The sequence below is a fragment of the Cellulosimicrobium funkei genome (assembly GCF_001019615.1).
Taxonomy (GTDB): Bacteria; Actinomycetota; Actinomycetes; order Actinomycetales; family Cellulomonadaceae; genus Cellulosimicrobium; species Cellulosimicrobium cellulans_E.
This window is the reverse complement of sequence record NZ_JNBQ01000008.1, coordinates 47,374-62,601: the sequence shown is the minus strand read 5'-3', so window position 1 is coordinate 62,601 and position 15,228 is coordinate 47,374. Positions and strand designations below refer to the sequence as shown.

Annotated in this window: 11 protein-coding genes; all 11 read right to left on the bottom strand. The window is 74.3% G+C overall.

The annotated features are described in order from the left end of the window. Positions 1-165 precede the first annotated feature (165 nt). A complete protein-coding gene (locus tag FB00_RS09370; protein WP_047232647.1) occupies positions 166-1,290 on the bottom strand; it encodes an amidohydrolase family protein in 1,125 nt (374 codons plus the stop codon). A gap of 148 nt (positions 1,291-1,438) precedes the next feature. Continuing rightward, positions 1,439-3,049: a signal recognition particle protein gene (gene ffh / locus FB00_RS09365; RefSeq protein WP_047232646.1), complete on the bottom strand. Its 1,611-nt coding sequence runs from the start codon at positions 3,047-3,049 to the stop codon at positions 1,439-1,441. 111 nt (positions 3,050-3,160) lie between these two features. Next, positions 3,161-5,023: a [protein-PII] uridylyltransferase gene (locus FB00_RS09360; RefSeq protein ID WP_082141164.1), complete on the bottom strand. Its 1,863-nt coding sequence runs from the start codon at positions 5,021-5,023 to the stop codon at positions 3,161-3,163. Positions 5,024-5,039: 16 nt separating this feature from the next. Beyond that, a complete protein-coding gene (locus FB00_RS09355) occupies positions 5,040-5,378 on the bottom strand; it encodes a P-II family nitrogen regulator (RefSeq protein WP_047232645.1) in 339 nt (112 codons plus the stop codon). Continuing rightward, positions 5,375-6,688, bottom strand: coding sequence for an ammonium transporter (locus tag FB00_RS09350; protein WP_047232644.1), 1,314 nt, complete (start codon positions 6,686-6,688; stop codon positions 5,375-5,377). The genes FB00_RS09355 and FB00_RS09350 overlap by 4 nt, the downstream gene beginning before the upstream one ends. 215 nt (positions 6,689-6,903) lie before the next feature. Then, positions 6,904-8,094, bottom strand: coding sequence for a signal recognition particle-docking protein FtsY (ftsY, locus tag FB00_RS09345; protein WP_047232643.1), 1,191 nt, complete (start codon positions 8,092-8,094; stop codon positions 6,904-6,906). A gap of 51 nt (positions 8,095-8,145) precedes the next feature. Further along, the gene (locus FB00_RS09340; protein ID WP_047232642.1) at positions 8,146-8,526 is read right to left on the bottom strand and encodes a hypothetical protein; all 381 of its coding nucleotides are present in this window, start codon (positions 8,524-8,526) and stop codon (positions 8,146-8,148) included. Between the two features lie 150 nt (positions 8,527-8,676). Continuing rightward, entirely contained in the window at positions 8,677-12,234 is a 3,558-nt protein-coding gene (smc, locus tag FB00_RS09335) for a chromosome segregation protein SMC (protein WP_197088786.1), read from the bottom strand. 145 nt (positions 12,235-12,379) lie between these two features. Next, complete coding sequence (gene ndk / locus FB00_RS09330; protein ID WP_047232694.1) at positions 12,380-12,832, bottom strand: nucleoside-diphosphate kinase; 453 nt, start codon at positions 12,830-12,832, stop codon at positions 12,380-12,382. A 76-nt stretch (positions 12,833-12,908) separates the two neighbouring features. Further along, positions 12,909-13,403 (bottom strand): DUF4233 domain-containing protein, encoded by a 495-nt coding sequence (locus FB00_RS09325; protein WP_313663571.1) that lies wholly within the window; start codon positions 13,401-13,403, stop codon positions 12,909-12,911. A gap of 4 nt (positions 13,404-13,407) precedes the next feature. Next, entirely contained in the window at positions 13,408-15,138 is a 1,731-nt protein-coding gene (locus tag FB00_RS09320; protein ID WP_047232641.1) for an MDR family MFS transporter, read from the bottom strand. Between the last annotated feature and the right edge of the window lie 90 nt (positions 15,139-15,228).

The window sequence follows — 15,228 nt, the reverse complement described above, 5'->3', positions numbered from 1 at the left end:
GGTCTCTCCTGGTTCTGGTTCGGGCGAACCCGGACCCGTCCCGTGGGGACAGGACGAGGAAGGGGTTCAGGACACGGCACGCGCCGGAGAGAGGGGCCGGGGCACGCCGAGTACCGGGACATTGTGCCAGACCGGACCGGCCGGGACCAACCTGCGCGCGGCCCCTCAGCCTGCGTGCGGGGCGACGATCTCGCCGCGGAGCACGATCGCCGTCGGCGCGCGCAGGACGCCGACGTCCTGGCGCGGGTCCTGCGGGTACACGACGAAGTCCGCGGAGGCGCCCTCGACGAGCGACGTGTAGCCGAGGTACTCCCGGCCCTGCCAGCTCGCCGCCGCGACGACCGCCGCGTCGGGGATACCGGCGGCGACGAGCTCGGCGCACTCGTCCGCGAGGCGGCCGTGCCCGATCGTCCCGCCCGCGTCCGTCCCCACGAGGATCTGGATGCCCGCCTCGTACAGCGCCCGGGCCTGCTCGTGCCGTCGCTCGTGGAGCCGTCGCATGCGCGCGGCGAACACCGGGTACTTCTCGTCGGCCTGCCGGGCGATCGCCTCGAACTGGCCGATCTGCAGCAGGGTGGGCGTGACCGCGACCCCACGCTCGGAGATCTCGTACATCAGGTCGGGGTCGATCCCCGTACCGTGCTCGATCCCGTCGACGCCCGCGGCGAGCAGGGACGGGATCACCTCCTCGGAGAAGGCGTGCACGGTGACGCGCGCGGCCTCGGCGTGCGCGGCGGCGACGGCCTCGGCGAGGACGTCGTCGGGCCACAACGGCCGCAGGTCGCCCTCGGCCCCGAGGTCGCGGTCGATCCAGTCGCCCACGATCTTCACCCAGCCGTCGCCCTGGCGCGCCTCGCGCCGCACGGCCTCGGGGAGCTGCGCGACGTCGTCGAGCTCGAGTCCGTAGCCGCGCAGGTAGCGCTTGGGGCGGGCGAGGTGCCGGCCGGCCCGCACGAGCCGCGGCAGGTCGCGCCGCCCGTGGACCCACCGCGTGTCGAGCGGCGAGCCCGCGTCGCGCACGAGGAGGACGCCGCTGTCGCGGTCCGTGACGGCCTGTTCCTGCGCCGTCGCCGCGTCGACCGCGCCCTGGGCACCCAGCCCGACGTGGCAGTGCACGTCGACGAGGCCGGGGAGCACCCAGCCCTCGAGCTCGACCATGTTGGTGCCCTGCGCCGACGGCCGCGTGAGGCTGATCCGCCCGTCCTTGACCCACAGGTCGCCCACCTCGCGGTCGTCGCCGACGATGACGTGGCCGCGGACGTGCAGCGTGGGGCCTTCCAGCGCGGACATGCGGCTCCTGGGTGAGGACGGTCAGGACGGTCGGCCCGGCTCGCGGGCGCGGGGCGGCACCGGGCAGGTGCCACGGACATAACCTAGCGCCCGGGCGCCCCGGGGACGCACCCGGGGCACGGGGCGTGCCGCGAGGGCGTCGGCCCGGTCAGCGGCCGAGCAGCTTCTCGAACCCGGGCGGGAGCTGCAGGTCGTCCGACGACGGCTGTGCAGGCTCGGCGGTCCGGCCCACGCCGAACGCCGAGCCGGCGGGTGCCGCCGGACCCGTGGCCTCTCCTGCCGCCCGCGCCGCGGCCGCGCGCTCCTGCGCGGCGCGCTTCGCCGGGTTGCCCGACTTGCCCTTGACCTTGCGCTGCGGCGCCTGGCGTCCGCGCGCCTTCTTGCCGCCCATGCCCGGGAGGTTGCCCATGCCCGGCATCCCCGGCATCCCGCCGCCCCGGCTCATCTGCCGCATCATCTTCTGCGCGCCCGCGAACCGCTCCAGGAGCTGGTTGACGTCGCTCGTCGTCACGCCGGAGCCACGCGCGATGCGTGCGCGGCGCGACCCGTTGATGATCTTCGGGTTGTCGCGCTCCGCGGGGGTCATCGAGCGGATGATCGCCTCGATCCGGTCGACCTCGCGCTCGTCGAAGTTGTCGAGCGCCTCGCGCATCTGGCCCATGCCCGGGAGCATCCCGAGCATCTTCTTCATCGAGCCCATGTTCTTCATCTGCTGCATCTGCACCAGGAAGTCCGCGAGCGTGAAGTCCTGCCCCGTGGCGACCTTCTCCGCCATCTTCGCGGCCTGCTCGGCGTCGAACGCCTTCTCGGCCTGCTCGATGAGCGTGAGGACGTCACCCATGTCGAGGATGCGCGACGCCATGCGGTCCGGGTGGAACGCCTCGAAGTCGGTGAGCTTCTCGCCCGTGGAGGCGAAGAGGATCGGGCGGCCGGTGACCCCGCGGACGGAGAGCGCGGCGCCGCCGCGCGCGTCGCCGTCGAGCTTGGTGAGCACGACGCCCGTGAAGTCGACGCCCTCCTCGAAGGCCTTCGCGGTCGCGACGGCGTCCTGGCCGATCATCGCGTCGATGACGAACAGGACCTCGTCGGGCTGCACGGCGTCACGGATGTCCGAGGCCTGCTGCATGAGGACGGCGTCGAGGCCGAGGCGGCCCGCGGTGTCGACGATGACGACGTCGTGCTGGCGCTGCCGCGCCGTCTCGACGCCCTCGCGCGCGACGGCGACGGGGTCGCCGATGACGTCGTCGACCTCGACCCCGCTCTGGTTGCCCGGGTGCGGGGCGAACACCGGGACCCCGGCGCGCTCGGCGACGACGCTGAGCTGGGTGACCGCGTTCGGCCGCTGGAGGTCCGCGGCGACGAGGAGCGGCGTGTGCCCCTGCTCGCGCAGGTGCAGCGCGAGCTTCCCGGCCAGCGTCGTCTTGCCCGCGCCCTGGAGGCCCGCGAGCATGATGACCGTCGGCGGCGTCTTCGAGAACCGCAGCCCGCGGCTCTCGCCGCCGAGGATGCCGACGAGCTCCTCGTTGACGATCTTCACGACCTGCTGCGCCGGGTTGAGCGCGCCCGAGACCTCGGACGAGAGCGCCCGCTCGCGCACGGTCGCGCTGAACTCGCGCACGACGGGGACCGCCACGTCGGCGTCGAGCAGCGCGCGCCGGATCTCCCGGATCGTCGCGTCGATGTCCGCCTCGGACAGCCGGCCCTTGGAACGCAGGTTCTTGAAGGTCGATGTCAGTCGGTCCGACAGCGTGTTGAACACCGCGTCATCCTCACCAGTCGTCGGAAGTCTCGTCCGCGGTGGCCTCCCGCCTGCCGTCGCCCGAGGCCGGGCGCGGGCTGGCAGAGGACGGGCCGTCCGCGAGGGACCAGCCTACCCGGCGGCGTCCGGGTCTCTCGGCACGTCGTTCCGCGCAGCGCCCAGCGCGCGCAGCGTCTCCCCCACCAGGTCGTCGACGAGCCGCGCCCGCCACGCGGTCCACGCGCTCGGCCCGAGGGACGACGCGTCCGCCTCGGTCAGCGCGCGCAGCACCCGGAGGAGGTCCGGCCGGTGGTCGACGGCGTCGGCGAGCTCGGCGACCGTCGCCGGGTCGTCCGGGTCCTCGCTCACCGCGAGCCGCGACAGCGTCAGGTGGTGCCGCACGAGGCGCTCCACGTCGACCACGACGTCGGGCTCGAACCCCATGCGGCCGAGGATCGCGGGGACCAGCCGCGCGCCCTCGACCGAGTGGTCGACGGCGCCCGCGCGCTTGCCGATGTCGTGCAGCACCGCGGACAGCAGGAGCAGCTCCGGTCGCTCGACGTCCTTGCGGTCCCGGGCCGCGCGCGCCACCACCTCCACGAGGTGCCGGTCGACGGTGTGCCGGTGCACGGCGGCGCGCTGCGGACGGTTCCGCACGCCCGCCCACTCGGGGATCCACGTGGTCACCACGCCGGCGAGGTCGAGCGCCTCCCACACGGCGACCTGGGCCTGGCCCGAGCCCAGCAGCGAGAGGAACGCCGCCCGCGCAGCCCGCGGCCACGGCTCGGGCAGCGGCGGGCACTGGGCGAGGCTCGCGACCGAGACCGGCGAGAGCGTGAGGCCCGTCCGGGCGGCCGTGGCGGCAGCGCGCAGCGACAGGAGCGGGTCGGACGCGGGGTGGGCGTCCACCGCGAGGACGAGCTCGCCGTCGTGCTCCACGAGCCCGTCGCCGACGGACCGCAGCCGCGGTGCCGCCCGGCGGCCGCGGACGAGGACGGGACGGCGGGCGATCGAGGGGCGCTGAAGGGCTTGGCGGGCGCGGCGGACCGTCGTGTCGAGCGCGTAGGAGACCTCGCGGCCGGCCGCGGCGAGGCTCGCGAGCAGCTCGTCGGGGTCGTCGAACCCGGACAGCGCGGCGACCTCGTCCAGGTCGGCCAGCAGGAGCCGGCTCGTGTGCCGGCCCGTGACGACCTGCAGGGTGTCGCGCACGTCCAGCAGGTGCGCGTGCGCGCGGTCGACCGACCCGTGCGGACGGTCCGTGAGCCACGTCGCGGCCAAGGCGGAGAGCACGACCGCGTCCCGGATCCCGCCGCGCGACTCCTTGAGGTCGGGCTCGATGAGGTAGGCGAGCTCGCCGGACCGCTCGGCACGCTCGCGCGTCGAGGAGAGCAGGTCGGGCAGGCGGCGCCGCGACGCGGAGCGCCAGTCGGTGAGGACCGCGGACGACGCCCGGTGCACGACGAGCGCGTCGCCAGCCACCGCGCGCACGTCGAGCCAGCCCACGGCGGCGGGGACGTCCTTGGACGCCACCTGGCGGCACTGCGAGAGCGAGCGCACCGAGTGGTCGAGGTCGACCCCGGCGTCCCAGAGCGGGTACCACAGGCGCTCGGCGACCCGTGCGACGTCGTCGGCCGTGTGGCTGCGGCCGTCGTGGACGAGGACGAGGTCGAGGTCGCTCGCGGGTCCCATGTCGCCCCGGCCGAGGCTGCCCACCGCGGCGAGCGCGATCCCGTCGGCCGCGACGCCGTCGGTCGCGTCGCGCCACAGGTCCTGGAGGGACGACGTCACGAGGTCGACGACGGCGGCCCGGCGCGCGACCCCGCTGCGGCCTGGTCCGCTCATGGACCGCGCGACGTCGAGCATCCGCGCGCGGAGGTCCCGCACCCCCTCGGGGTGCGGGACCTCCGCGCTCTGCTCGCCCGGCTGCTGCCCGAGGCGCCCCGCCGATCCCCCTGCGACCCCGCCCGTGGTCGGGGTGTCGGCGTGGTCGGTCATCCGATGGTCCGTCGCCTCACAGGGCGCCGGGGCCGTGCTCGCCCGTGCGCACGCGGGCGACGTCGTCCACCGGGACCGTCCAGACCTTGCCGTCGCCGATCTTGCCGGTCTGCGCGGCCTTGACGATCACCTCGGTGACCACGGTCGCGTCGGCGTCGTCGACGAGGACCTCGATGCGGACCTTGGGCACCAGGTCGACCGTGTACTCCGCGCCGCGGTAGACCTCGGTGTGGCCCTTCTGGCGCCCGTAGCCGCTGGCCTCGCTGACCGTCATGCCCCGCACGCCCGCGGCCTCGAGCGCCGACTTCACGTCGTCGAGCCGGTGCGGCTGGATGATTCCCGTGACGAGCTTCATGCCCGCACCTCCTTGATGACGCTGCCCTGCTGGATGGACTCGTACGCCGTCTCGCCGTGGACCGCGAGGTCGATGCCGCCGACCTCGGCGTCCTCGCTGACCCGCCAGCCCATCGTGACCTTGAGGATCAGACCGATGACGAGCGTGGTGGCCGCCGAGAACACGATGGCGACGAGGGCGATGAGGACCTGGACGACGAGCTGCTGCGCGCCGCCGCCGAAGAACAGGCCCGTGTCGGTGGCGAGGAAGCCGATCGCGACGGTACCCCAGAGGCCGGAGACCAGGTGGACGCCGACGACGTCGAGGGAGTCGTCGTAGCCGAACCGGTACTTGAGGCCCACCGCGAGGGCGGAGAGCGCGCCGGCGACAAGGCCCAGGACGATCGACGTGACGGGGTTGAGGGCCCCGGCGGCCGGGGTGATCGCGACGAGGCCCGCCACGACGCCGGAGGCCGCACCGAGCGACGTCGCGTGGCCGTCGCGGATCTTCTCCGTGAGGAGCCACCCGATGATGCCCGCCGCGGTGGCGCTCGTCGTGTTGACCCAGGCGAGGCCCGCGGTCTCGTTCGCCCCGAAGGCCGAGCCCGCGTTGAACCCGAACCAGCCGAACCACAGGAGGGCCGCGCCGAGCATGACGAACGGCAGGTTGTGCGGGCGCATCGGCTCCTTGCCGAAGCCCTTGCGCTTGCCGATGAGGATCGCGAGCACGAGGGCCGCGACACCGGCGTTGATGTGGACGACGGTGCCGCCCGCGAAGTCGATCGGCGCGACCGTGGCGGCGCCGTCGGTCACCCCGAAGATCCTCGCCGCGAGGCCGTTCTCGTTGCCCGAGAGGAAGCCACCGCCCCAGACCATGTGGGCGAGCGGGAAGTACGTCACGGTGACCCAGATCGCCGTGAAGGTGAGCCAGGTGCCGAACTTCACGCGGTCGGCCAGCGCGCCGGAGATGAGCGCGACCGTGATGATCGCGAACGTCACCTGGAACGCGATGTCCACCACGTTCGGGTAGTTGCCGAGCGTGCTCGCCACGGCGCTGCCGTCGGCGTCCGTGATCGCGCCCGAGAGGCCGAACTGCGCGAACGGGCTGGCGACGAGGCCACCCGTCCCGGCCTCGCCGTAGGACATCGACCAGCCCCACAGCACGTAGACGACGCCCACGACGGCCATCGCGCCGAACGACATCATCATCATGTTCAGCACGGACTTGGCGCGGACCATGCCGCCGTAGAAGAACGCCAGTCCGGGCGTCATCAGGAGCACGAGGGATGCTGAGGTCAGCATCCACGCGGTTGCCCCGGTGTCCCACTCCATCGGATCATCTCCCCTCGCCAGCCGGGCGGCCGGTCGGGGACTACGGTGGTGCGGGCGGGTTTCCCCCGCGGTGTCACCGTGTTACGCGGGTGTGACAAGCCTCGCTCGGACGTAAACGTTCCGTTTCACCCCCGTCAGGGTGGGGCGCGGCGTCCGGATCGCGACACGCTCGTGATCACGGCGTGACACGATCGTGATCCGCGGCGAGCGGCCCGTCAGTCGCCGAGGAGGCCGTCGACGAACTGCTCCGGGTCGAACGGGGCGAGGTCGTCGGGACCCTCCCCCAGCCCGACGAGCTTCACGGGGACGCCCAGCTCGCGCTGCACCGCGACGACGATGCCCCCTCGTGCCGTCCCGTCGAGCTTCGTCAGGACGATGCCCGTCACGCCGGCGACCTCGCCGAACACGCGCGCCTGGTTGAGGCCGTTCTGCCCCGTCGTCGCGTCGAGGACGAGGAGGACCTCGGAGAGCGGCGCCTCCTTGGTGATGACGCGCCGGATCTTGCCCAGCTCGTCCATCAGGCCCTGCTTGTTCTGGAGCCGCCCGGCGGTGTCGACGAGCACGACGTCCACGCCCTCGGTGCGGCCACGGCGCACGGCGTCGAACGCCACCGCGGCGGGGTCGGCGCCGTCGCGGTCCGACCGCACGGTCGGCACGCCCACGCGCGAGCCCCACGTCTCGAGCTGGTCCGCCGCCGCGGCGCGGAACGTGTCCGCCGCGCCGAGCACGACGCTGCGGTCCTCCGCGACGAGCACGCGCGCCAGCTTGCCCACGGTGGTCGTCTTGCCGGTGCCGTTGACGCCGACGACGAGCACGACCGCCGGGACCGCGGAGCCGTCCTCCCCCGTGGTGGGCGACGTCGCGAGCGAGCGGTCGAGCGACGGGTCGACGAGGGCGACGAGCTCGGTGCGCAGCAGGTCCCGCACGCTCGCGGCGTCGCGGACGCCGAGCACGCGGACCTTGGTGCGCAGCGCGTCGATGAGCTCCCCCGCCGGGCCGGCGCCGACGTCCGCGAGCAGGAGGGTCTCCTCGAGCTCGTCCCAGTCGTCCTCCGAGAGGTGGTCGCGCGACAGCACCGAGAGCAGGCGGGCGCCCAGGGGGGAGCCGGAGCGGGCGAGCCGCTCGCGCAGCCGGACGAGCCGGCCGCCGACGGGCTCCGGTCGCTCGATCGCGGGTGCGGTCGCGGCTGCCGCCGGCTCCTCGACCTCGGGCGGGGCCTCGACCGACACGGTCCCGGGCGGAGCCGTGCCGGTGTCGGGTGTCGTCGGAGGCGCGGCGGGCGCAGCGGGCGGCGGCTCGACGACGTCGCGGCGAGCGCGCCGGCGGACCGTCACGGTCCCGACGGTGGCGAGGGCGACGAGGAGGACGACGCCGAGGACGATCCAGAGCGGGAGGAGGTCGTTCACCCCGGAAGTCTCTCAGACGAGGGCCGAGGTCACGCGGTGGTGACGCGGCGGCTACGCCTGCGGAGGACGCTCCCCCGTGTGCAGCGGCCGCACGCGCTCGCGGGCGCGGTGCAGGACGTCGGTCAGCTCCTCCGCGTCGACATACGCGTTGGACGTCACCTCGGTCGCGGTGAAGAAGTCGTCGATGCTCGTGTCGACCGGCCGGGGCATGCGCACGGTCCCGACGTGGTGCGCGTCGAGGCTCCCGCGCCGACGCCGCCGACGCAGCCCCGACCGGAAGTCGCGCCAGAACGCGCGCATCCCCTCGTCTCCGGACCGGTCCCCCTGCGCGCCCGACGACTGGGCCTCGGAGCGCGCGACGACGCTCGCGAACAGGAACACGACGGCGGCGACGCCGAGCGTGAGCCCCAGCCACACGAACATCCAGATCATGAGGTCCAGTATCCGGGTCGAGGCACGTGCCGCGAGCGGTGCCACGCCGTGCCGTCCGATCAGCACCACATCTTCACAAGGCGCGGAATTCCAACGATTTCGAGGCATCGACGCAGGTCGGCAGGGTGCTCGCGCACCGGGTGAGTCCCCTCACACCGGGACGTCCTCGCGTGCCTCGTTCATCCGCTGGCTGATGACGGTCGTCACACCGTCGCCGCGCATCGTCACCCCGTAGAGCGCGTCGGCGATCTCCATCGTGCGCTTCTGGTGGGTGATGACGATGAGCTGCGAGTCCTCCTGGAGCTCCCGGAAGATCTCCAGGAGACGGCCCAGGTTGACGTCGTCCAGCGCTGCCTCTACCTCGTCCATGACGTAGAACGGCGAGGGGCGTGCCTTGAAGATCGCCACGAGCAGCGCGACCGCCGTGAGCGAGCGCTCGCCGCCGGACAGCAGCGAGAGCCGCTTGACCTTCTTCCCCGCCGGTCGCGCCTCGACCTCGATCCCGGTCGTGAGCATGTCGTCCGGGTCCGTGAGCACGAGCCGCCCCTCGCCGCCGGGGAACATGCGCGCGAACACCCGCTCGAACTGCTCGGCGGTGTCGCGGTACGCGTCCGCGAACACCCGCTCGACCCGCTCGTCGATCTCCTTGACGATCTCCAGGAGGTCGGCGCGCGACTTCTTGAGGTCGGCGAGCTGGTCCGCGAGGAACTTGTGCCGCTCCTCGAGCGCCGCGAACTCCTCGAGCGCGAGCGGGTTCACCTTGCCGAGGCGGCCCAGGTCGCGCTCGGCGGCGCGCAGCCGCTTCTCCTGGGTCGCGCGGTCGTAGGGCACCGTGCGCGGCGCGTCGTCGTCGGACGCGACCGGGACCTCACGGTGCGGCCCGAGCTCCTCGACGAGGACGGCGGGGTCGAGGCCGAGCTCATCGACGCTGCGCGCCTGGAGCTGCTCGATCCGCAGCTGCTGCTGCGCCCGCGCGACCTCGTCGCGGTGCGCGACGTCGGTCAGCTCCCGGAGCCGGGAGGCGAGGTCGTCGACCTCGCGCCGGGCCGCCGTCACCGCGGCGTCACGCTCGGCGCGCGCGGCCTCGGCGGCCTCGCGCTCGGCCCCTGCACGCGCGAGCGAGCGGTCGACCGCGCCCAGGGCACGCACGGCGCCGTCGCGCACCGTCGAGGCGCGCTCTGCCTGCCGCACCCGCGCGGCCTCCCGCCGCGCCGCCCGGTCGCGCGCCTCGCGCTCCGTCGCGGCGGCCCGGGCCAGCGACTGCGCGCGGCCGGCCACGGCCCGCGCGCGCTCCTCGCTCGTCCGCAGCGCGAGGCGCGCCTCGGTCTCCGTGGTGCGCGCCGCCGAGGCGAGGGCCAGGAGGCGGTCGCGCTCCGCCGACGCCTCGGCGACGGCCTCCTCCGACTGCTCCGGCGCCGCCTCCGCCGCGTCGAGCCGCTCCACGAGACCCGCGAGCGCCTCGCGCGCGTCGTCGACGCCCTGCGACGCGCGCGCGAGCGAGGCGCGGACCCGCTCGGCCTCCGCGGCCGCCGAGCGTGCCGTCGCCCCCAGGTGCCCGAGCTGCTCCGCGACCGCGGCGAGCTGCGCGTCCGACTCGTTGAGCCGGTCGAGCGTGTCCTCGTAGCGCGCCCGCGCCTCCTGCGCGGCCTCGCGCGCGCCCACGAGGGCGAACCGGGCGCGCTCGGCGCGGCCGGTCGCGTCGGCGTGCGCGGTGCGAGCCTCGTCGAGCGCCGACTGCAGGTGCAGCACGCTCGGCGCCGACGCCGACCCGCCCCACGCGCGCGTCGCCGCCAGGAGGTCACCCCCGCGCGTCACGACCGCGACGCCGGGGTGCCGCGCCACCAGGGCGCGTGCCTGCGCGAGGTCGTCGACGACGGCGACGTCCGTGAGCAGGGCGCGCACGGCGTGACCCACGCCCCCGCCCGCCGTCACGACGTCGACGGCCCAGCGCGCGCCGTCCGGCAGGGCGGCCGCGTCGCGCCCGCTCCCCTGCGCCGCGTCGACCGCGACGACGAGCCCGGCCCGGCCGGCGTCCTCGGTGCGCAGGTAGCGCAGCGCGTCGACGGCGGCGTCGACCGACTCGACGGCGACGGCGTCCGCGGCCGGCCCCAGCGCCGCGGCGACCGCGTCCTCGTACCCGGCCTCGACGCCCAGCAGCGCCGCGAGCGATCCCACCACGCCGACGCCGTCGGCGGCGAGCAGCGCACCGGCGCCGTCCTTGCGGTCGAGGCTCAGCTCGAGCGCCTCGATCCGCGCGCTCCACGTGGCGCGCTCCTGATCTGCCGCAGAGGCCTCGTCCTCCAGCTCCCGCACGACGGTCGTCGTCCGCTCGACCTCGTCGGCCGCGGCCTCGTGCTCGGCGTCGAGACCTTCCTCGCCCTCCTCGGCCCCGACCACCTGGGTCTCCAGCACCGCGAAGTCGGTGCGCGCCTGGGTGCCCCGGAGCTCGGCCTCCGCCAGCGACTCGCGGAGCCGCCCGATCTCCGCCTCCGCGGCCTCGACCCGGGTGCGTTGCGCGGCGACCTGGCCCGCGAGACGCGCGAGGCCCTCCCGGCGGTCGGCGGCACCGCGGAGCAGGGTCGCGACCGCGCGCTCGGCCTCGCCCGCCGACCGCTCGACGTCCTCACGGTCCGCGACGGCCGCCGCGAGCGCGTCCCGTGCGCGCGCGACCTCGGCCTCGAGCTCGGCCTCGGTCGCGCGCACCCGCTCCGCCTGGGCCTCGAGCTCGTCGGGGTCCTCGCCGCGCTGGGCAGGCTCCGGGCGACCGAGCAGACGGACCCGCTCCTCCGCGAGCGTCTGCGTGCCGCGCAGGCGCTCGCGCAGGGACGAGAGCCGGAACCACACGTCGGTCGCGGCACCGAGCGCGGGCGCAGCCTCGGCCGCCTCGCGCTCGAGCCGGCCGAGCCCGTCGCGCGCCGTGGCGAGCGCGCGCTCGACGTCCGCCTGCTGGGTGCGCAGCGCCGCCTCGTCGGCGATCTCCTGCTCCAGGGTGGCGGTGAGCTGGGCGAGGTCGTCCGCGAGCAGGCGAGCCTTCGCGTCGCGCAGGTCGGCCTGGATCGTCGCGGCCTTGCGGGCGATCTCGGCCTGGCGGCCCAGCGGGCCGAGCTGGCGACGGATCTCGGTCGTGAGGTCGGCGAGCCGGGTGAGGTTGGCCTGCATCGCGTCGAGCTTGCGGAGCGCCTTCTCCTTGCGCTTGCGGTGCTTGAGGACGCCGGCGGCCTCCTCGACGAAGCCGCGCCGGTCCTCGGGCGTCGCGCGCAGGACGGCGTCGAGCTGTCCCTGCCCGACGATCACGTGCATCTCCCGGCCGAGGCCGGAGTCCGAGAGGAGGTCCTGGATGTCGAGCAGGCGGCACGCGGAGCCGTTGATCGCGTACTCGGAGCCGCCGCTGCGGAACAGCGTGCGGGAGATCGTCACCTCGGTGTAGTCGATCGGCAGCGCGCCGTCGGTGTTGTCGATCGTCAGGGAGACCTCGGCACGGCCGAGCGGCGGGCGCCCCGCCGTGCCGGCGAAGATGACGTCCTCCATCTTGCCGCCGCGCAGGGTCTTGGCGCCCTGCTCCCCCATGACCCACGCGAGCGCGTCCACGACGTTGGACTTGCCCGAGCCGTTCGGCCCGACGACGCACGTGACCCCGGGCTCGAAGCTCAGCGTCGTCGCGGACGCGAACGACTTGAAGCCGCGCAGCGTCAGGGTCTTGAGGTGCACGGACCCGAGCCTAGTGGCGGCCCCCGACGAACCCGCGGATCTGCGCCCCGCGCGGCCGGGCGCCGTCGCCGGGGGTGCCCGGACGCGAGACGCCCCGCCCCGGCCGGTGCGGCCGAGACGGGGCGCGGTGCTGCGTGCCGGTGCGTCAGCCGAGCTCGGGGAACCAGAGCGCGATCTCGCGCGCGGCGGACTCGGGCGAGTCGGAACCGTGGACGAGGTTCTGCTGGACCTTGAGGCCCCAGTCGCGGCCGAGGTCGCCGCGGATGGTGCCGGGGAGCGCCTCGGTCGGGTTCGTCGCGCCCGCGAGGGAGCGGAAGCCGGGGATGACGCCCTGACCCTCGGCGACGACCGCGAGCACCTTGCCCGACAGCATGAAGTCGACGAGCGGCTGGTAGAACGGCTTGCCCTCGTGCTCGGCGTAGTGCGCCGCGAGCAGCTCGGGCGTCGCGTCGAGCAGACGCACGGCGGCGAGCGTGTAGCCCTTGGCCTCGACCCGGCGCAGGACCTCGCCGGACAGGCCGCGGCGGACGCCGTCGGGCTTGACGAGGATGAGGGTGCGCTCGATGGTCTCGGTCAGTGCAGGTGCGACGTCGGTCATGGTCGCCGAGCCTACCGGCCGCACCGGCGTGCGGGACGCCGTGACCACCCGCGCGAGGGCGCGGGCGCGCCTCGCCTCAGTCGGCGTTGGGAGCGGTCTCGGGGTGCTCGGCGTCGTACGCCGCGCGCTCGCGGTCGATGCGCCCGCCGAGCCGGATCGAGACGACCCACAGCACGACGAAGAGGCCGCCGACGACGAACATCATGGGCACCACGAGCCCGAAGGCCAGGACCGGCACCTGGACGACCGACCCGGCGACGTAGCCGCCCGGCGTGCCGACCATGCGGGAGAGGACCACGAGCACGACGGCGAGGACGCCGCCCACGAGCCAGATCGACGTCGCGCTCGGCAGCTCGAGCGGCCCCCGCGAGTAGGGCACGTCGCGCAGCCCGTAGGCGACGAGCGTGGCGAACACCACGAGGAAGGCCTCGAGCAGCAGCGTGGTCGACGCGAACTGGACCTTCGCGGGCTTCTTCGGCTTGATGCGGTCGCCCGGGGACGGGCGCACCGGGCCCGCCGCGCGGCCGTGGCGGGACGGCTGCGCGGCGGGCTGCGACGGCGAGGTGCTCACCCGGTCAGGATACCGGCGCGCCGTCGCGCTCCCGGCCCTCCGGCCGGTCGTCGCCGGTGCCGGGACCGCCGCCCGCGGTCACGACGACCACGTCGTCCTCCGTGCCGTCCGCGCCCTGCGCCGGGGCGTCCTCGACGAGGTCGCCGTGGTCCGCGACGGCCTCGCCGCGCGCGACCATCCCGGCGACGTCGGAGAGCTTGACCTCGCGCAGGAAGAGCGCGAGGACGAACCCGACGAGCACGAGCGGGACGAGGTACCAGAAGGCGGGGGCGAGCGCGTCGGTGAACGCGTCGACGACGCCGGTGTGGATCGGCTCGGGGAGCTGCTGCACCATCTCGGGCGTGAGCGACGACCCCTCGGCCCCGGCGGGCGCGGAGCCGGCGGGCAGCCCCGCGAAGACGCCCTCGAGGTTGTCGGCGAGGCGCGACGTGAAGATGGTGCTGAACAGCGCCGTGCCGACGGCCGCGCCGATCTCGCGGAAGAAGTTGTTCGCGCTCGTCGCCGTCCCGATCTCGTGCGGGTCGACCGAGTTCTGCACCGCGAGGACGATCGTCTGCATGACGAGGCCCATGCCGGCGCCCATGACGAAGATCATCGCGCCGAAGAGCCACATCGACATGTCGCCCGTGATGCGCGTGAGCCACATCATGCCGGCAGCGGTGATCGCGAGGCCCAGCACCGGGTAGATCTTGTAGCGGCCGGTCTTCGTGATCGCGATACCCGACCCGATCGCCGTGAGCATGACGCCGACCATCATCGGGAGCATGAGGAACCCGGACTCGGTGACCCCCGCGCCGGTGGACATCTGGAGGAACGTCGGCAGGAAGGCGAGCGCCGAGAACATGCCCATGCCGAGCACGAGGCCGATGAGGGTCGCGATCGTGAACGTCCGGTTCTTGAACAGGTGCAGCGGGAGCAGCGGCTCCTCGGCGCGGTTCTCCACCACGACGAACGCGGCGACCGAGACGACCACGGCGGCCACGAGGCCGAGGAGCCACGGGTCGGACCAGTCGTAGCCGCGCGAGCTGGTCAGCGACTCCCAGCTCGTGACGAGCACGATGCCGGACGTGGCCACGACGAGGAAGAAGATGCCGGCGACGTCGATCTTGCGGCCGGAGCGGTGCGACGGGAGCTTGAGCGCGACCCACGCGACGACGAACGCCGCGACGCCGATCGGGACGTTGATCCAGAACGCCCAGCGCCAGCCCGGGCCCTCGGTGAACCAGCCGCCGAGGAGCGGGCCGATCACGGCCGCGATGCCGAACAGGGCGCCCATCGGGCCCATGTACTTGCCGCGGTCCTTGGCGGGCACGATGTCGGCGATGATCGCCTGCGACAGGATCATCAGGCCGCCGCCGCCGAGGCCCTGCACGCCGCGCCAGGCGACGAGCTCGGGGAACGACTGCGCGAAGCCCGCGCCCGCCGACGCGATCGTGAAGAGCCCGATCGCGACGAGGAACGGCCACCGACGACCCCAGAGGTCGCCGAACTTGCCGTAGAGAGGCATGACGATCGCGATCGCCAGGATGTAGGCCGTGATGACCCAGCCCTGGTGCTCGACGCCGTGGAGCTCGCCGACGATCGTCGGCATCGCGGTACCGACGATCGACTGGTCGAGCGAGGACAGGAACATCGACGCCATGAGCGCGCCGAAGATCACCCACACGGTGCGCGGGGTGAGCACGACGAGAGGCTTGCCGCCGTCGACGGGCGGTGCAGCGGTGGAGGAGGCCATGAGGATCCGGTTCGGTCAGGACGGGCGGGGGCGCGCCGACGGGCGCGGCCCGTCGTCGGGTGGTGGGGAGGGTGGAGCGGGGCGACCGGC